Below are 17,670 nucleotides of genomic sequence, written 5' to 3'. Positions count from 1 at the left end.
CGTGATTTATCCAGCAGCAACAGGAGACCGCCCGGCAGTAACGGGCGCGGCCGGGACCTCCCATGGTTTCAACCGGACGGCCCATGAACGCTCCGCAGTGATCGACCTCGAGGCTATCCGGCACAACGTCCGCCGGCTCGCCGCGGCCGCCGAACCGGCCAAGGTCATGGCAGTCGTCAAGGCCGACGCCTACGGCCACGGCGCAGTGCAGGTGGCGCGCGCGGCCCTCGAGGCGGGCGCCAGTTGGCTGGGTGTCGCCCACATCTCCGAAGCGCTGGCGCTGCGCGCGGCAGGCATCGAAGCCCCGCTGCTCGCCTGGCTGCATACCCCGGAAAGCAACTTCGGTGCGGCGGTTGCCGCCGGCGTCGACATCGGGTGCTCCGGCTGGGAGCTGGAACAGATCGTGGCTGCCGCCCGCGAACAGGAACGGCCGGCCCGTGTCCACCTGAAGGTGGACACGGGGCTGGGCCGCAACGGGGCCACCATCGAGGCGTGGGACCGGCTGGTGGGCGAAGCCGTGGAGTACCAGGACCAGGGGCTGCTGCGCGTGGTGGGCATCTTCTCCCATCTTGCCGTGGCCGACGAGCCCGAGCGCCCGGAGACCGATGACCAGCTCGCCGCGTTCCGCGAGGTGCTGGCCATCGCCGAAGACGCCGGCGTGGACCCCGAAGTCCGCCACCTGGCCAACACCCCCGCCACGCTGTCCCGGCCGGACACGCACTTCGACCTGGTCCGTGCGGGGCTGGGAATCTACGGACTCTCGCCCTTCGAGGGGCAAACCTCCGAGGAACTGGGCCTCCGCCCCGCGATGACCCTGCGCACCGTCGTGTCCCACTGCAAGGACGTGCACTCCGGCCAGGGCGTCTCCTACGGCTTCAACTACCGCACCTCCGGCGAGAGCACGCTGGGGCTCATTCCGCTCGGCTATGCCGACGGCGTTCCCCGCGTCGCCACCGGCGGCCCGGTCCGTGTGGAGGGCGTCACCTATCCCGTGGTGGGACGGATCGCGATGGACCAGATGGTGATTGACCTCGGCCCGCTGGACGTTTCCCGGGGCGGCCACAGCGTCCTCGGGGCAGAGGCCGTCCTTTTCGGTGACGGCTCCGACGGCGGCCCCACGGCCGATGACTGGGCCCGCGCCGCCGGCACCAACAACTACGAGATCGTCACCCGCATCAGCCCCCGCGTGCCCCGCACGTACATCAACGAATCGCCCGCCAACGAAGCGCCGGCCGGCGGATCGCCCGCAAGTGAACCGACGGCAACCGGAACGCCGGCGCCATGAGTGTTCCGGAAACCGGCGGCATCCCGGACACCGGCGGCATCCCGGAAACCGGCAACGCTCCGCTGTGGGTCCAGACGCTGACGGTCACGACGGCGGACCAGACCCACGCGCTCGGCGCGGCTCTGGCGGAGGTGCTCCGGGCGGGGGACCTCTTGGTGCTCACGGGCGAACTGGGCGCCGGCAAGACAACCTTCACCCAGGGCCTCGGCGAGGGCCTGGGCGTCCGAGCGGGCATCATTTCGCCGACCTTCGTGCTGGTGCGCATTCACCCCAACCTCCCCGACGGGCCCCACCCGGGCGGGCCGGACCTGGTGCACGTGGACGCCTACCGGCTGGGATCGGCGTCGGAAATCGACGACATCGACCTGGAGAACACGCTGGACTCCGCCGTGACCGTAGTGGAGTGGGGCCGGGACCGCGTGGAGCACCTGGCCGAGAGCCGGCTCGAGGTGGAACTGCACCGCCAGCTGGGCGGCGGCACCGCAGCCCACCATACCGGGAACGGCGCCCTGGACTTCGAGTCCGAGGACGACGACGAGCCCCGCACCATCATCATCCGCGGCTTCGGGCCGCGCTGGGCTGAACAGCCCGAACTCGCCGCGGAAGGAATCTCCTGATGCTCATTCTTGCCATTGACACCTCAGCCGTGGCCAGCGCCGCGCTGCTGTCCGACGACGCCCTGGAAGGCGTGGTGGGCAGCTTCTCCACCGAGGACACGAGGAGTCACGCCGAGGTCCTTGCGCCGGGAATCGAGCGGCTGCTGGCAGACGCCGATGTGACCGGGGCCGACATTGACGCGATCGTGGTGGGCGTTGGTCCCGGTCCCTTCACCGGGCTCCGGTCCGGGATTGCGACGGCGCGTACCCTCGCCTTTGTCTGGAACACACCATTGCACGGCATGATGAGCCTCGACGCCGTCGCCCTCGAGGTGGCAGAGTCCACCGATGCGCCGGCCGAGTTCCTTGTGGCCACGGACGCCCGGCGCAAAGAAGTCTACTGGGCGCGCTACACGATGGCCGCGGGACAGCTGCCGAAGCTCACGGACGGGCCGCACGTGGGCTTCGCCGCGGACCTCCCCGACCTCCCGGCTTACGGCGCGGGCGCAGGGCTCTACCCCGAGGCCCTCCGCGCGGATCCGGACTTCAGCACTGAACAACCGGACGCGCTGTACCTGGGCCAGTTTGCGCTGGCGAGGCTGGAAGCGGGCGAGGAGCTTCTGGACTCCACGCCGCTCTACCTCCGTGAGTCCGACGCCCAGGTCCCCGGCCCCCGGAAGCGTGCCCTGTGAACCTGCTGCCTGAAACACCCGGTGCTTCCGACACACCCGGCAACCCGGCACCCGGCAACGCTCCTGTACTGCCTCGCCGACTGGACTCGGGCGTGACCATCCGGGACATGCTTCCCGCGGACATCCCTGCCGTCCACGAGCTGGAGGTCCGGCTGTTTCCGGTGGACGCATGGCCGCTGCAGATGTTCTGGGACGAACTGGTGCAGCCGGAAACCCGCCGGTACCTCGTGGCCGAGGCTCCGGAGGGCATCGTCGGCTATGCGGGACTGATGTGCGTGGAGCCGATCGCCGACGTCCAGACCATCGCGGTGGTTCCCGAATATGAGGGCAGGGGCATCGGCACGGCGCTCCTCACCGACCTGATCGCGGAGGGGCGGCGCCGCGGCGCAGCCGACATCCTGCTCGAGGTCCGGGCCGACAACCCGCGCGCCCAGCAGCTGTACATCCGCTTCGGGTTCGAACAGATCCACGTGCGGAAAAGGTACTACCGCGACGGCGTGGACGCCCTGATCATGCGGCTTCAGCTGGAGGACGTGCTCGCTGTGCACCAGGACATCGTGCACCAGGACATCGTGCACGACGCCGGACCCCGGCCTGTGCAGACTGAGGAAGCCGGCCGCGCCGGCGAGACCGCTCCCACGGAGGCAGACCAGAAATGAACCGTTCGCAGCCGCTAGTACTCGGCATTGAGTCATCGTGCGACGAAACGGGCGTAGGCATCGTCCGCGGCACCGACCTCCTGACCAACACGGTGTCCTCGTCCATGGAGGAGCACGTCCGGTTTGGCGGCGTCATCCCCGAAATTGCCTCGCGTGCCCACCTGGATGCGTTCGTTCCAGCCCTGCAGGCGGCCCTGGCCGAGGCAGGCGTGACCCTGGACGAGATCGACGCCATCGCGGTGACGTCCGGTCCAGGGCTGGCGGGTGCCCTGATGGTTGGAGTGTGCGCCGCCAAGGCGCTCGCCGTGGCCACCGGCAAGCCGCTCTACGCCATCAACCACCTCGTGGCCCACGTGGGCGTCGGCCTGCTCACCCCGCGGCCCGGCGGCGACACAAGCAACACCGTAAAGCCAATACTTCCCGAGAATCTCGGCGCCCTGCTGGTTTCCGGCGGGCACACCGAGATTTTGCGGATCCGCAGCATCACGGACAGCGTCGAGCTGCTCGGTTCCACGATCGACGACGCCGCTGGCGAAGCGTACGACAAGGTCGCCAGGATCCTCGGCCTGGGCTACCCCGGCGGTCCGGCCATCGACCGGCTGGCGCGCGAAGGAAACGCCAGGGCCATCCGGTTCCCGCGCGGACTGACGCAGCCCAAATACATGGGCACCGCCGAGGAGCCCGGCAAGCACCGCTACGACTGGTCCTTCAGCGGCCTGAAGACCGCGGTGGCCCGGTGTGTGGAGCAGTTCGAAGCCGCGGGTGATCCCGTGCCGGTGGCGGACATCGCCGCAGCATTCCAGGAAGCAGTGGTGGATGTCATCACCTCCAAGGCGGTCCTGGCTTGCCGCGAGCGGGGCATCACGGACGTGCTGCTGGGCGGGGGAGTGGCCGCCAATTCGCGGCTGCGGCAGCTGACAGAACAGCGCTGCTCTGCTGCCGGCATCAGGCTGCATGTTCCGCCGCTGGACCTGTGCACGGACAACGGGGCGATGGTGGCGGCGCTCGGCGCGCAGCTCGTTATGGCCGGCATCGAACCCAGCGGCATAGCCTTCGCGCCGGACTCGTCCATGCCGGTGACCACGGTCTCTGCGCCAAGTAGGTCGCAGATCAGGGCGTTCTCGGAGCTGGGAACGCCCTCAACTGCTACCTAGTTGGGTTACGCGGTGGGTCCGTTCCGCATCTGCTTCACGAGGTCGAGGACCACGGCCTGGAGGTTACCGCCGCTTTCGGCGGCCACCCGCCGCTGGCGCTGGTATCCCGCGCCGCGGCTGATGATCTTTTCGACATCGGCCAGCTCATCCGGGCAGCCCAGCTCCGCGGCGATCGGTTCGAGCCGGTTGAGCGTCTCCAGCAGGTGGTCGGTGACGAGCTGCTCGTTGCCCTCGGCGTCGAGGATGATGATCGCGTCCATGCCGTACCGGGCGGCCCGCCACTTGTTTTCCTGGACGTGCCAGGGCGGCATGGTGGGGATGCTGCCGCCGGCGTCGAGGATGGTGGAGAATTCGTGGACCAGGCACTGCGTCAGGGCTGCCACCGCGCCCACTTCCTCGAGGGTGGCCAGGCCGTCGCAGATGCGCATCTCGATCGTTCCGAGGGCCGGCACCGGGCGGATGTCCCAGCGGATCTCCGAGATGGTGTCGATCACGCCAGTGGTGAACATGTCCTGGACGTAGGACTCGTACTCTTCCCAGCTGGCGAATTGGAAAGGCAGTCCCGCCGTCGGCAACTGCTGGAACATGAGCGCCCGGTGCGAGGCGTAGCCGGTGTCCTCGCCGCCCCAGAACGGACTGGACGCGGACAGCGCCTGGAAATGCGGGAAGTAGTTGACCAGGCCGTCGAGCACGGGGAGGACCTTGCTGCGCCGGTCCAGGCCAACGTGGACGTGCACCCCGTAGATGACCATCTGCCGGCCCCACCACTGTGTGCGGTCAATCAGCTTGGCGTAGCGTTCCTTGTCCGTGACCGGCTGCAGCTGCGGCGGGCTGAACGGGTGGCTTCCGGCGCAGAACACTTCCACGCCCATCGGGTCCGTGACTTCACGAAGGGCAGCCAGCGAGCGGGCGAGGTCTTCCTTCGCTTCCGCGGCGGTCTTACAGATGCCGGTGACCAGCTCCACGGTATTGAGCAGCAGTTCCTGCTTGATGTGGGGGTGCTCGTCGTCCTCGTTCAGCTCGGGGTGCCGTGCCACGACCCCGCGCAGGACCTCGTTGGCCACCGACGACAGTTCACCGGTCTGCGCATCCACCAGTGCGAGTTCCCATTCCACACCAAGAGTTGATTGCCTGGATGAAGCGAAATCAATCTTCATGTGTTCCTCGCTGTGTGCTGGCCTAATGACGCCGGGTCCGGTCGCCGTCCGTTCCTGGCGAACGGCTGGCAGGGGAACGGTCATCCAAGTCTAGTGCAGGGGTAGCATCGAAGTGATGGCTTGGCTACACAGGGCGCGTGAGAGTGTTCACACCACCAGCCGCCCCAATTTCCCCCGGAAACGTCGCGGTATTGCACCTGCGCGCAACGCACCGGCGGCGTCTGCAGCAGCGCTCGCGGCGCTGTTCGCGCTTGCGTCGTGCACGCCGGCGGCACCCCAACCAGGACAGGGTACGACGACGGCGCCCGCGGCTTCCGCTTCCGGCTCACCGCAGGCGGCACAGAGGTCTTCACCGCACTCGGGTTCACCCCAGACAGAGACACAGAGTCCGGCCCCGTCCACGGCGAACCCCGCACCGAAGGGCAGGGCGGCGCTGGACTGGGGCCCGCAGCAGCGGGACGCCGACGCCGCCGCCGCGGCGGTGGCCAAAATGACCCTGGAGGAGAAGGCCGGGCAGGTGCTCCTGCCCTTCTACACCGGCCTTGACCATGAAACCCAGGCCGCCACGGTGGAACGGCTCCACCTTGCCGGTTCCATGATCATGGCCGACAACGTGCCCGGAACGGCCACCGGCCTGGTGGATGTCCCGGCGCTGGCGGGGGTGACGCGCCGGCTCGACGAGGCGTCCCGTTCCGGCGGCCGCACCTGGCCCGGCCTGATCGGCGTTGACCAGGAAGGCGGAGCGGTGAGCCGCGTCGGCGCCCCGCTGACCCGCTGGCCCACTCCCATGAGCTACGGCGCCGCCGGCAGTGCGCCCCTCGCCGCCCAGGCCGGCACCGGGCTGGCGGCAGAACTCGCGCCGCTGGGCTTCACCGTGGACTTCGCGCCCGCGGCCGATGTCACGATGGGCCCCGCCGATCCCACCATCGGGGCGCGTTCCATGTCCGCTGACGCCCGTGCCGCGGCATCCCTGAGTGCCAACTTCGCCAAAGGCATGCTGGCCGGCGGCGTGCTGCCCACCGTCAAGCATTTTCCCGGGCACGGTTCTGTGACCACCGATTCCCACAAGGGGCTCCCCGTCCAGAACGCCACCCTCGCGCAGTTGAAGGCGCGGGACTGGAAGCCGTTCCAGGCCGCGGTCAAGGCAGGAGCACCGATAGTCATGACCGGCCACATTGCCACACGCGCCCTTGACCCGGGCGTGCCGGCGTCCCTCTCGAAAGCGACTTACGCGGCGTTGCGCGGCCTGGGCTTCAAGGGCGTGGCGGTCACGGACGGGCTGAACATGGGCGCGGTGGCAGGCCGCTATCCCCACGGTTCCGCAGCGCCGGCCGCGCTGGCAGCCGGGGCGGACCTGCTGCTGATGCCGGCGGACGCGGCCGCCGCGCATGCCGCCATTGTCCGGTCTGTCACCGGGGGGAAGCTCCCGTTGTCACGCCTCGAGGAGGCGGCCCGCCGGGTGGTCACCATGATGGTCTGGCGGGGACGGACGGCACAGCCAAAGCCCACGGCGGCACCGGGCAGCGGGGAGGCTCTTTCCGCAAAGATCTCGGCGCGGGCCATTACGGTGGTCACGGGGAGATGCAAGGGTGCGTCCGTGGCCGGCCACGTGCGGGTGGCAGGCGGCACGGCTGTGGACCGGGCCCGCTTCGCCGCCGCGGCCAAGGCCGCGGGGATCGCGCTCGGAACGGGGCCGCTGGTCACGCTCATCGGCTACGGCGGCGGGCCCGCGAAGGGCGACATTGCGGTGGCCCTGGATGCCCCATGGCCCTTGGCGCAGTCGGTCGCACCTACGAAGATCGCCCTCTACGGCCGAACGCCCGGAGCGTACAAAGCGCTGCTGACCGTCTTGGCGGGGAAGGCAACCGCCCCCGGAAAGCTGCCGGCCGCCGTCGGACCATACCGGCCCGGCACGGGCTGCAAATAACAACCGGCTTCAGGTAATAAAGCCAGCCTCGCCGTTTAATGGAGGGGTGCCGATTCTCAATAAAGACATGACCCTGTGCATTTCCCTCTCGGCCCGGCCGAGCAACAACGGGACCCGCTTCCACAACCACCTGTACGACCAGCTGGGCCTGAACTGGATCTACAAGGCCTTCGCCCCCACCGACCTGGCCCAGGCGATCGCGGGCGTCCGCGGCCTGGGGATCCGGGGCTGCGCCGTCTCCATGCCCTACAAGGAGGACGTGATCCCCCTGGTGGACGCCATGGACCCGTCCGCCAAGGCCATCGATTCGGTCAACACCATCGTCAACGACGGCGGGCACCTGACCGCGTACAACACGGACTACACGGCGATCGAGCAGCTGCTGCAGCGCAACGCCGTGCCTTCTGAATCTTCGGTGCTGCTCAAGGGCGCCGGCGGCATGGCCAAGGCCACGGCCGCTGCCCTGCGCGACGCGGGGTTCAAGGACGTGACCATCATCGCCCGCAACGAAGCAACCGGCCGTGCGCTCGCCGATCTGTACGGCTTTGGCTGGCGCGCAGAGCTCGGCACGGGCCCGGAAGCCACCGCGGACATGGTCATCAACGTCACGCCGATGGGGATGGCCGGGGGACCTGACTCCGACGCGCTGTCCTTCCCCACCGAAACCATCGAAGCCGCCAAGATCGTCTTCGACGTCGTGGCGCTGCCGGCGGAAACGCCGCTCATCAAGGCGGCGCAGGCGGCCGGCAAGCAGGTCATCACCGGAGCCGAGGTGGCCACCATCCAGGCGCTGGAGCAGTTTGTGCTGTACACGGGAATCCGCCCCACCGACGCGCAGGTCCGGGACGCCGAGGCGTTCGTCCGTGCCCAGTAGGTCCTGTTAGCAACCAGCGGTCAGACGGGCTCTACGGAGACAGCCACTCTTTCCTCCCCGATCCGGGTGAGGACCAGGGTGGCTGTCTTTTTGCCCGCAGCCTTGCCGCCAGCTTTGCCTGCGCCCTTGCCGCCAGGCAGCAGCTGCTTGCGGAGCTCCTCCGGGGTGACGGACGTGCCGCGCTTCTTGATGTCCAGAACGCCGACGCCGTTCTCCCGGACCCAGGCCTTGAGCGCCTTGACGTTGAATGGCATGACCTCCAAAACCCGGTAGGCCCGGGCGTACGGAGTGTCCACCAGCTCCGGGGCGCAGATGTAGGCGATGTGCTCGTCCACGAGATGGCCGCCCAGGCCAAGGGCGAGGTCGGCCACGAGCCCGGCGCGGATGACGGCGCCGTCCGGCTCGTACAGGAAACCCTCCACCGGGCCAACCGGCGCCACGGGTCCGGCGTCGAACTCCTCGCCGCTGGTGAGTTCGGCGGCGCCGTCGGCACCGATGACCAGGGCGGCCCGGCGGATTCCGGGACGGGCCACGGCGTTGAACCATAGCGTCACTTCTGTGACGTCGCCGCCCACCGAGACCCACTGTGCCTCGCAGCCGGCAGGCACCGACTCGTGCGGCATGCCGGGCCCCATTTTGACCCCGACGGCGCGCCCCGCGGCGGCCAGCGACTCCACGAAGGACAGTGGCGGAGAGAACGCCTCGGGGTCCCAGATCCGTTTGGTGCCGGACGTGGTGGTGGTGCGCCGGGCGGGGTCCAGCCAGACGCCCGCCCCGTCCTCCAGCTCCACCGACGTAGCGTCCGAATGGACCACCGTGGCGTGCGGAAAGGGAATGAGGTTGATCGTGGCGCAGGCGGCGGTGGTCTCGTCGACCTCCACGGCGGTCACGGCAATGTCCAGCGACGCCAGGGCCATGGCGTCCGCGCCGAGGCCGCAGCCCAGATCGGCAACGTGTCCGACGCCCGCCTGGGCAAAGCGCTGGGCGTGCCGGGCCGCCACACTGAGCCGGGTGGCCTGCTCCAGGCCGGCCTGCGTGAAGAGCATCTGCCGGGCAAACTCGCCGAACTTGACCTCGGCCCTGGTCCGGAGCCGTGACTGCGTCAGGACGGCGGACACGAGTTCGGGGGAGTGGCCGGCCTTGCGAAGGGTTGAGCTGAGGGTGAAGGAGTCGTCTTCCCGGTAGGGTCCGAGCGAGGCCAGCAGCTCCCATCCTTCTTCTGTGAGGAGCGGGGCGATCTGGTCCTGCGGTGCTTCAGACATGGGATCAAGCCTAGTGGAGCGGCCGCCCCAAGCTCTTCCCGATAGGGTGGACTGAATGGAATCCAGCGAAACGCCAACCCCAGGACAGCCCGATTCAGGTCAGCCCGAAAGCACCAGCCCCGGTCCGGCGCAGCATCATAGCCGCCTGGTCCGATACGCACGGCCGGTCCTGATCGCCGGAGCAGTTGTCGCCGTCGTCTGTCTTGTCCTGCTGGTGATCATCTTCCTGCTGGACTCCTTCAATTCCACCGTCTACTCGGTTGGCGGCAAGAACATCAGCGACGCCACCGAGGAAGCCCGGCAGATCCGGGACCTTTACCTGGGGGCGCGTGTTGGCGGCATCGTGGTGCTCATCGTGTCGGTCGTGACCGCGGCGGCGGCCGCCGTCGTGCTTGTCCGCGAACAGCGGAAAGCGGGGGACGAAGACGCCGACGGCGGCGAGGACCTGGGGTTCGACGACCTCGCCGGGCGCTGAATGAAGGGTCCGCGGGGGTTACGGCGGATGAAATTCTGGCACTCGCCTTGACCGAGTGCTAACCCCTTACATAGAGTCATCATTAGCACTCTCCCTAGGAGGGTGCTAACACACGAAGAGCTGCCAGCCTGGCTGCTGCCGGCACCGCGACGACGGTCTGCCGCCACGGCGCAACAGTTTTTACTGTCCATGAATTTTGACGAAAAGGAGAGGTCCGAGTGTCGGTCTCTATTAAGCCTCTTGAGGATCGTATTGTTGTCCGCCCGCTCGAAGCCGAGCAGACCACGGCTTCCGGCCTGGTCATCCCGGACTCCGCCCAGGAGAAGCCGCAGGAAGGCGAAGTTGTTGCAGTAGGCCCCGGCCGCTTCGAAGACGGCAACCGCGTACCGGTCGACGTAGCCGTTGGGGACGTCGTCATCTACTCCAAGTACGGCGGAACCGAAGTCAAGACCGGCGGCACCGAGTACCTCGTGCTCTCCGCCCGCGACGTTCTGGCGATCGTCGTTAAGTAACTCTTTGGATCCCCGTGCCGCTGCCCGAGTCTGATTTCATTCTGACCGGGCGGCTGCGCGGGGTTCTGTCTTGAAAGGACAAACCATGGCAAAGCAGCTTGCGTTTAACGACGCTGCCCGCCGGTCGCTCGAAGCCGGCATCGACAAGCTCGCCAACACGGTTAAGGTGACGCTTGGTCCCCGCGGCCGCAACGTCGTGCTGGACAAGAAGTGGGGCGCCCCCACCATCACCAACGACGGCGTGACCATCGCCCGGGAGGTCGAGCTGGACGACCCGTACGAGAACCTTGGCGCCCAGCTGGCCAAGGAAGTCGCCACCAAGACGAACGACGTCGCCGGTGACGGCACCACCACCGCAACCGTGCTCGCCCAGGCACTGGTCAAGGAAGGCCTGCGCAACGTTGCCGCCGGCGCCGCTCCTGGCCAGATCAAGCGCGGCATCGAGGTCTCCGTCGAGGCCATCGCAGCACGCCTGCTGGAGAACGCGCGTCCCGTCGAGGGCACCCAGGTGGCCAACGTTGCCGCCATCTCAGCCCAGAGCGACGAGGTTGGCGAGCTGCTCGCCGAGGCATTCGGCAAGGTTGGCAAGGATGGTGTGATCACCATCGAGGAATCCTCCACCACGCAGACCGAGCTGGCTCTGACCGAAGGCATGCAGTTCGACAAGGGCTACCTGTCCCCGTACTTCATCACGGACACGGAGCGCCAGGAAGCCGTCCTCGAGGACGCCCTCATCCTGATCAACCAGGGCAAGATCTCCTCGGTGCAGGAATTCCTGCCGCTGCTGGAGAAGGCGCTGCAGAGCTCCAAGCCGCTGTTCATCATCGCCGAGGACGTCGACGGCGAGGCCCTGTCCACGCTGATCGTCAACCGTATCCGCGGCACCCTGAACGTGGTTGCCGTCAAGGCTCCGGGCTTCGGCGACCGCCGCAAGGCCATGCTGCAGGACATCGCCACGCTGACCGGCGCCCAGGTTGTGTCCCCGGAACTGGGCCTGAGCCTGGACTCCGTTGGCCTCGAGGTGCTGGGTACTGCCCGCCGCATCACGGTGACCAAGGACAACACCACCATCGTCGACGGCGCAGGTTCGGCCGAGGACGTTGCCGCACGCGTTGCGCAGCTGCGCGCCGAGCTGACCCGCACCGATTCCGACTGGGACCGGGAAAAGCTGCAGGAGCGCCTGGCTAAGCTGGCTGGCGGCATCGGCGTGATCAAGGTCGGCGCAGCCACCGAGGTTGAGCTGAAGGAAAAGAAGCACCGCATCGAAGATGCAGTGTCCTCCACCCGCGCCGCCCTCGAAGAAGGCATCGTGGCCGGCGGCGGTTCCGCCCTGATCCACGCGCTGAAGGCACTCGACGAGGACCCGGCCGTCACGGCACTCGAAGGTGACGCGGCTGCCGCCGTCGGCATCGTCCGCCGTGCACTGGTCCAGCCGCTGCGCTGGATCGCCCAGAACGCCGGCCACGACGGCTACGTTGTGACCGCCCGGGTTGCCGAGCAGGACAACAACCACGGCTTCAACGCCAAGTCCGGCGAGTACGAGGACCTGATCGCGGCGGGCGTCATCGACCCCGTCAAGGTCACCCGTGCCGCTCTTCGCAACGCAGCCTCCATCGCTGCGCTGGTGCTCACCACCGAAACCCTCGTGGCTGAAAAGCCGGCCGAGGAAGACGAGCACGCAGGCCACAGCCACTAGGCTGCAGCCCGCTCTCGCGGCTTCACAAGAAGGCCCGTCCAGCAGCCGCTGGGCGGGCCTTCTTTGCGTTTTCCTCGCACCTGGCCCAGGCAGCTGGCGCCTGGCATCTGGCCCAGGCACCTGGCGTCTGGGGTCTTGCGCTAGCGCCGGGCGCGAAGGGCCTGCCGCCGCAGCCGGAGCGCGTCGCCGTCGGGAAGCCGTTTGGTGACCAGCCGGTAAAAGTAGAGGACCGCGACGGCGGCAGCCACGATGCCGCCCAGGTTCAGCAGCAGCTGCAGGGCTGACCCGGCCGCCTTGCTGAATTCGCCAAGGACCAGCGCCACGGCTACGAAGCCGGCCGCGGGCACGGTGGTCACTGAAATGAAGACGCCGATCAGGGCGGCCGAGCGCCCGCTGATGACGGAAAGCATCCCGGCGGCACCGGCGAGGACGGCCACGATCAGCGAAAACGGTCCCGGGTGGTAGATGAATTCGGCCGCCGAGGCCCGGTCCAGCACGTCCCGCGGAAACAGGCCCAGCGGCAGTGCCAGCCAGGTGATCAGCGCTGTGATCAGCATTGCTGCGGGGAAGCCCACACCCAGGGCAACCGCCGCGCGGCCGCCGAGCCTCCAGTTTCGGCGCACCACGGCAACCGCCAGTGCAGCGAGCGGTCCGAACTCGGGCCCCACGGCCATGGCACCGACGATGGCGATGGTGGAGTCCGTGACGATGCCGATCGCTGCGAGCAGGGTGGCCAGCACAAGGAACGACAGGAGGGTCCAGCTGAGCCGGGACTCCTCACCGGTCTGCCGCGACACCTCGTCCCAGATGACCGTGTCGGCGCCTTCTCCGGGGGCGGTCTCCTCGGCCTTGTCGGCCCTGTCGGAAAGAACCAGGTCAGGAGCTGTAAGTGCAATTGAACCGAGGCTCTCAACGTTTAGGGCGCGCAGCTTCTCCATCAGCTCCTCCACCGATTCCCGGGCAACGTGCACCAGGACCACGTCGCCCTTGGGAAGGATCGAGGCACCTGTGTGCAGTGCGACCTCGGCCGTACCGGCCTGCTGCTGGCACAGGTCTGCCACGAGGGTGGTCAGTTCGGCTGGTACGCAAATCCGCATCTGGACGATCACCTGGCACTCCAATCAACGCCACCAACTTCCCTTAGTCACCGACTCTATAGTGCCCAGGAAACCGGAATCCGTCCTGCTGAGACGCCGGTCACATCTCGAGCGGTTGATTGGTCTCAAATATCACGAAACGGTAACGTGGTTACTTTGTGCTGCCGTTTGAGGGGTTATCTGTGCCAGAAACCAAGGAACACACGCAGGAGCCGCGGGCTGCCCGGCTGAAGGCTAAACCGGGCTACCGTCCCGAGGTCCAGGGCCTTCGCGCCCTCGCGGTGCTCATGGTGGTCACATACCACGTGTGGCTTGGCCGGGTTTCCGGCGGCGTGGATATCTTCCTCCTCATCTCGGCATTCCTGCTGACCATGTCCTTCATCCGCAAGGTGGAAAAGGGTGCGCCGCTGCGCCTCGTGAGCCACTGGCTGCACCTCTTCAAACGGCTGATCCCGGCCGCCGTCGTGGTGATCCTCGGTGTCCTGGCCGGAACCTGGCTGGTTCTGCCGCAGAGCCGCTGGCCCGACGTCCTCAACGAAGCATGGGCCTCCCTCCTCTACGGGCAGAACTGGCTGCTGGCCAACACTGCGGTGGATTACTACGCGCAGGACCACTCCGGAGCCAGCCCGCTCCAGCACTTCTGGTCGCTGTCCATCCAGGGCCAGGTCTTCATTCTCTGGCCCCTCATCTTCGCCGGCTCCGCCTTGGTGTGGCGGCTGCTGCGGGCCCGCCGGGACGTCAGTTACCGGACTGTTTTGTTGTTTGCCTTCGGCGGCATCTTCATCGCTTCCCTGGTGTACTCCATCGACCAGACGGCCAGCAACCAGGCCTACGCCTACTTCGATACGCGGACCCGGCTTTGGGAGTTCGCACTGGGATCGCTGCTGGCACTGGCGCTGCCCCACCTTAAGCCGGTGAAGGCGCTGCGCGTTGTGCTGGGCTGGGCCGGGCTCGCCGCCATGATCTCCTGCGGGCTGCTGCTCACCGTGGACCGGTCCTTCCCGGGCTTCATTGCGCTGTGGCCCACCCTGGCCGCGGCCGCCATCATCGTGGCCGGCCAAAGCGGCAGCAGATTCGGCGTGGACAGGCTCCTGACAGCAAAGCCGCTGGTGGCGCTGGGGGACAACTCCTACGCCCTGTACCTCTGGCACTGGCCGGTCCTGGTCCTGTCGCTTGCAGCCACCGGGATCGAAAAGCCAAACCTGGTCCAGGGCCTCGCCATTGTGGCCGGTTCCGTGGTGCTGGCCGTGCTCACCACCCGCTTCGTGGAAAAGCCCCTGCGCGAATGGCACTGGCCGCAACTGCGGGCCTGGCGAACCGCCGTCGTGATTGTTGCCTGCGGCGCCCTGCTGGCCGGGCCGGTCGCGGTGTGGCAGACCAAGCTGACCGCAGAGGAAGCGGCAGCAGCCGCGCAGCCGCGCGAGCTGACTCCGGGCGCCGCCGCGCTGGCACCGGAGAACGCCGGCAAGGCGACGCCGGAAGCCACCGTGATTCCCGCGCCTGCCGCCATGAAAAACGAGTGGGCGGACATCGACGGCCTGTGCACCGACGAAAACGTCCCCAGCGACCCCCTGCTCAACGGCTGCCTGCAGAACAGCAAGCCGGACAGGGTCACCAAGCGGATCGTGGTGCTTGGCGACTCCCACGCGCAGCAGTACATGGCCGCGCTCGGCCCCATCGCCAGGGACCACGGCTGGGAGGTGGTCACCCTCCTGAAGGGCAACTGCCGGTTCGGTGCCGAATCCCCGGAGCGCGACGCCGACTGCAACGCCTTCAACAAGGCCAGCGCCGAGTACGTCATGGAGCACAAGCCGGACGCAGTGTTCACCGTGGCATCTCTCACACACAAGGAAGCCCCGTTCGAAACGGAGGTGTCCGGCTACCTGGAGGGCATCCAGCAGTTCACCGACGCCGGGATTGACGTGGTGGGGGTCCGGGACAACCCCCGCTTCGCAATCAACATGCCCGAATGCGTGCAGAAGTACGGCACCGAGGCTCCCGAGTGCAACCCGCCGCTCGGCGAATCACTTGCCGCCAAATCGCCGCTGGACGCATACCGGGGCAAGGTGGACGGGCTGCGCCTGATGGACATGAGTGACTTCATCTGCGCGGGCGGCATCTGCCCGGCGGTGGTGGGCAACGTATATGTCTACAAGGACGACAACCACCTCACCAAGACCTACGTCCAGTCCATGATTCCGATGTTCGAGAAACGGCTGCTGAAGGCCACCGGCTGGAAATAGCCTCGGTCGTGCCTTTGCTCACAATGCCGTCCCGGAATATGGGGATCGCCGCAGAGGTTCTAGAATTTATTCAATACTTCTGCACAGGCCAGTCCCGTAATGACGGGCTGGTCATCGGCTGCAACCCCTACCCGTGAACCTGTAACCAAGGTAAGAGGCGCACTCATGACCCAGCCCGAGCACGACCCCTTCGGCTTCATCGGCCTGACGTACGACGACGTCCTGCTGCTTCCCGGCCACACCGACGTGATCCCCTCCGAGGCCGACACGTCCTCCCGGATCTCCAAGCGCATCACCGTCCAGACGCCGCTGCTTTCCGCGGCCATGGACACCGTCACCGAGTCCCGGATGGCCATCGCCATGGCACGCCAGGGCGGCCTCGGCGTCGTCCACCGCAACCTCGCGATCGATGACCAGGCCGACCAGGTGGACCGCGTCAAGCGCAGCGAGTCGGGCATGATCACCAACCCGCTCACCATCGGCCCCGAGGCCACACTGCTCGAACTCGACGAGCTGTGCGCCCGTTACCGCGTCTCCGGCCTTCCCGTGGTCGACGACGGCAACCGGCTCCTCGGCATCGTCACCAACCGCGACACCCGCTTCGTGCCGGAATCCGACTTCCCGATCCGCCTGGTCAGCGACGTCATGACCAAGATGCCGCTGGTCACCGGCCATGTCGGCATCAGCCGCGAGGAAGCCTCGCACAAGCTGGCCACAAACAAGATCGAGAAGCTCCCGCTGGTGGACGAGCAGGGGCGCCTGAAGGGCCTCATCACCACCAAGGACTTCACGAAGGCCGAGCAGTACCCGCTGGCCACCAAGGACGACGAGGGCCGGCTGCGTGTCGGTGCCGCCATCGGCTTCTTCGGTGACGGCTGGGAGCGCGCCATGAAGCTGGTGGACGCCGGCGTCGACGCCCTCTTCGTGGACACCGCGAACGGCCACTCGCAGGGTGTGCTGGACATGATCCGCCGCCTGAAGTCCGATCCGGTTGCCGCGCACGTGGACATCATCGGCGGCCAGGCCGCCACTCGCGAAGGCGCCCAGGCGCTGATCGACGCCGGTGCCGACGGCATCAAGGTGGGCGTCGGCCCGGGCTCCATCTGCACCACCCGCGTGGTGGCCGGCGTGGGCGTCCCGCAGATCACCGCCATCTACGAATCGGCGAAGGCTGCCATTCCGGCCGGCGTTCCGCTGATCGCCGACGGCGGCCTCCAGTACTCGGGCGACATCGGCAAGGCGCTGGTCGCCGGTGCTGACACCGTGATGCTCGGCTCCCTGCTGGCCGGCTGTGACGAGTCCCCGGGCGAGCTCATCTTCGTCAACGGCAAGCAGTTCAAGAGCTACCGCGGCATGGGCTCCCTCGGCGCAATGCAGTCGCGCGGCAAGAACACGTCCTACTCGAAGGACCGCTACTTCCAGGCTGACGTCTCCGGCGATGACAAGCTCATCCCTGAGGGCATCGAAGGCCGCGTGGCCTACCGCGGGCCGCTGGCCTCGGTGGCGTACCAGCTGGTGGGCGGCCTCCGCCAGACCATGTTCTACACCGGTGCTCCCACGGTGCCCGAGCTGAAGGCCCGCGGCAAGTTCGTCCGCATCACCCCGGCCGGGCTGAAGGAATCGCACCCGCACGACATCCAGATGACCGTCGAGGCGCCGAACTACGGTTCCCGCTAGTCCCTACGAAGGCCGGGATGGGCAGTTCTGCCCATCCCGGCCTTTTGTCTGTCTAAAGTACAATCGATGGATAAATAGGTGCCGGCTTGGGGGACTCCCAGGCACGGGCGGACGGGGACCGCTTCCGCCAGGACTGGTCATTCGGGCCAGGGCGGCTGGAACGCCAGCGACAGCACCGACAAGGATGGCGCGCGTGTCGTCGAACTGCTTCACGACGACGGCACACATTTGATCGTGGGGATCTGGGACGGGCCGGAGAGTCTGCAGATCGACAGCTTCAGTGCCTGCTTCGATTTCCCGGAGTACGAGTACGGCGAAAAGTATTGACGGCTTGCTGGCCGGGAAGCGGCACTAGGCTGGAGCC

16 protein-coding genes are annotated in these 17,670 nt (G+C 67.5%); 13 read left to right on the top strand and 3 right to left on the bottom strand.

The window, feature by feature from the left end:
• Nucleotide 1: 1 nt before the first annotated feature.
• The 5 genes from alr (at nucleotide 2) to tsaD (ending at nucleotide 4,386) form a co-directional block, all read left to right on the top strand.
• Nucleotides 2-1,285, top strand: coding sequence for an alanine racemase (gene alr, locus G9E11_RS09290; RefSeq protein ID WP_190604987.1), 1,284 nt, complete (start codon nucleotides 2-4; stop codon nucleotides 1,283-1,285).
• The gene (gene tsaE / locus G9E11_RS09285; RefSeq protein WP_246468838.1) at nucleotides 1,282-1,902 is read left to right on the top strand and encodes a tRNA (adenosine(37)-N6)-threonylcarbamoyltransferase complex ATPase subunit type 1 TsaE; all 621 of its coding nucleotides are present in this window, start codon (nucleotides 1,282-1,284) and stop codon (nucleotides 1,900-1,902) included. The genes alr and tsaE overlap by 4 nt, the downstream gene beginning before the upstream one ends.
• Nucleotides 1,902-2,573 carry a tRNA (adenosine(37)-N6)-threonylcarbamoyltransferase complex dimerization subunit type 1 TsaB gene (gene tsaB, locus G9E11_RS09280; RefSeq protein ID WP_190604985.1) on the top strand — a complete coding sequence of 224 codons (672 nt, stop codon included), beginning with the start codon at nucleotides 1,902-1,904 and terminating at the stop codon, nucleotides 2,571-2,573. Before tsaE ends, tsaB begins: the two co-directional genes overlap by 1 nt.
• 107 nt (nucleotides 2,574-2,680) lie before the next feature.
• Nucleotides 2,681-3,232 (top strand): ribosomal protein S18-alanine N-acetyltransferase, encoded by a 552-nt coding sequence (rimI, locus tag G9E11_RS09275; RefSeq protein ID WP_190605937.1) that lies wholly within the window; start codon nucleotides 2,681-2,683, stop codon nucleotides 3,230-3,232.
• Entirely contained in the window at nucleotides 3,229-4,386 is a 1,158-nt protein-coding gene (gene tsaD / locus G9E11_RS09270; protein ID WP_190604983.1) for a tRNA (adenosine(37)-N6)-threonylcarbamoyltransferase complex transferase subunit TsaD, read from the top strand. Before rimI ends, tsaD begins: the two co-directional genes overlap by 4 nt.
• 5 nt (nucleotides 4,387-4,391) lie before the next feature.
• On the opposite strand, the gene G9E11_RS09265 is transcribed toward tsaD, so the two are convergent.
• Nucleotides 4,392-5,543, bottom strand: a complete 1,152-nt coding sequence (locus G9E11_RS09265) for a glutamate--cysteine ligase (RefSeq protein ID WP_190604981.1) — start codon at nucleotides 5,541-5,543, stop codon at nucleotides 4,392-4,394.
• Nucleotides 5,544-5,658: 115 nt separating this feature from the next.
• Here G9E11_RS09265 and G9E11_RS09260 point away from each other — a divergent pair, with 115 nt between their 5' ends.
• Both G9E11_RS09260 and G9E11_RS09255 read left to right on the top strand, forming a co-directional pair.
• On the top strand, nucleotides 5,659-7,470 hold the full coding sequence (locus G9E11_RS09260) for a glycoside hydrolase family 3 protein (RefSeq protein ID WP_246468836.1): 1,812 nt from the start codon (nucleotides 5,659-5,661) through the stop codon (nucleotides 7,468-7,470).
• A gap of 46 nt (nucleotides 7,471-7,516) precedes the next feature.
• Complete coding sequence (locus tag G9E11_RS09255) at nucleotides 7,517-8,344, top strand: shikimate 5-dehydrogenase (protein WP_311764329.1); 828 nt, start codon at nucleotides 7,517-7,519, stop codon at nucleotides 8,342-8,344.
• Between the two features lie 20 nt (nucleotides 8,345-8,364).
• Here the strand turns inward: G9E11_RS09255 and G9E11_RS09250 are convergent, their stop codons facing one another.
• Complete coding sequence (locus G9E11_RS09250; RefSeq protein WP_190604976.1) at nucleotides 8,365-9,606, bottom strand: THUMP-like domain-containing protein; 1,242 nt, start codon at nucleotides 9,604-9,606, stop codon at nucleotides 8,365-8,367.
• Nucleotides 9,607-9,661: 55 nt separating this feature from the next.
• Between G9E11_RS09250 and G9E11_RS09245 the strand changes: the two genes are divergently transcribed.
• The 3 genes from G9E11_RS09245 (at nucleotide 9,662) to groL (ending at nucleotide 12,289) form a co-directional block, all read left to right on the top strand.
• Nucleotides 9,662-10,081 carry a hypothetical protein gene (locus G9E11_RS09245; RefSeq protein ID WP_190604974.1) on the top strand — a complete coding sequence of 140 codons (420 nt, stop codon included), beginning with the start codon at nucleotides 9,662-9,664 and terminating at the stop codon, nucleotides 10,079-10,081.
• Nucleotides 10,082-10,299: 218 nt separating this feature from the next.
• Nucleotides 10,300-10,593: a co-chaperone GroES gene (groES, locus tag G9E11_RS09240; protein WP_003805290.1), complete on the top strand. Its 294-nt coding sequence runs from the start codon at nucleotides 10,300-10,302 to the stop codon at nucleotides 10,591-10,593.
• A gap of 85 nt (nucleotides 10,594-10,678) precedes the next feature.
• Entirely contained in the window at nucleotides 10,679-12,289 is a 1,611-nt protein-coding gene (groL, locus tag G9E11_RS09235; protein WP_111905247.1) for a chaperonin GroEL, read from the top strand.
• 140 nt (nucleotides 12,290-12,429) lie between these two features.
• Here the strand turns inward: groL and G9E11_RS09230 are convergent, their stop codons facing one another.
• Nucleotides 12,430-13,386, bottom strand: coding sequence for a DUF389 domain-containing protein (locus tag G9E11_RS09230; RefSeq protein ID WP_194717992.1), 957 nt, complete (start codon nucleotides 13,384-13,386; stop codon nucleotides 12,430-12,432).
• Nucleotides 13,387-13,568: 182 nt separating this feature from the next.
• Here G9E11_RS09230 and G9E11_RS09225 point away from each other — a divergent pair, with 182 nt between their 5' ends.
• The 3 genes from G9E11_RS09225 (at nucleotide 13,569) to G9E11_RS09215 (ending at nucleotide 17,633) form a co-directional block, all read left to right on the top strand.
• The gene (locus G9E11_RS09225) at nucleotides 13,569-15,629 is read left to right on the top strand and encodes an acyltransferase family protein (protein WP_311764328.1); all 2,061 of its coding nucleotides are present in this window, start codon (nucleotides 13,569-13,571) and stop codon (nucleotides 15,627-15,629) included.
• 165 nt (nucleotides 15,630-15,794) lie between these two features.
• The gene (gene guaB / locus G9E11_RS09220; RefSeq protein WP_190604970.1) at nucleotides 15,795-17,306 is read left to right on the top strand and encodes an IMP dehydrogenase; all 1,512 of its coding nucleotides are present in this window, start codon (nucleotides 15,795-15,797) and stop codon (nucleotides 17,304-17,306) included.
• Between the two features lie 78 nt (nucleotides 17,307-17,384).
• A complete protein-coding gene (locus tag G9E11_RS09215; protein WP_190604968.1) occupies nucleotides 17,385-17,633 on the top strand; it encodes a hypothetical protein in 249 nt (82 codons plus the stop codon).
• Nucleotides 17,634-17,670 lie beyond the last annotated feature (37 nt).

Source organism: Arthrobacter ipis, assembly GCF_014694315.1.
GTDB classification, from domain to species: Bacteria; Actinomycetota; Actinomycetes; order Actinomycetales; family Micrococcaceae; genus Arthrobacter; species Arthrobacter ipis.
The sequence above is the reverse complement of the archived record's forward strand: the minus strand, read 5'-3'. Positions and strand labels throughout refer to the sequence as shown.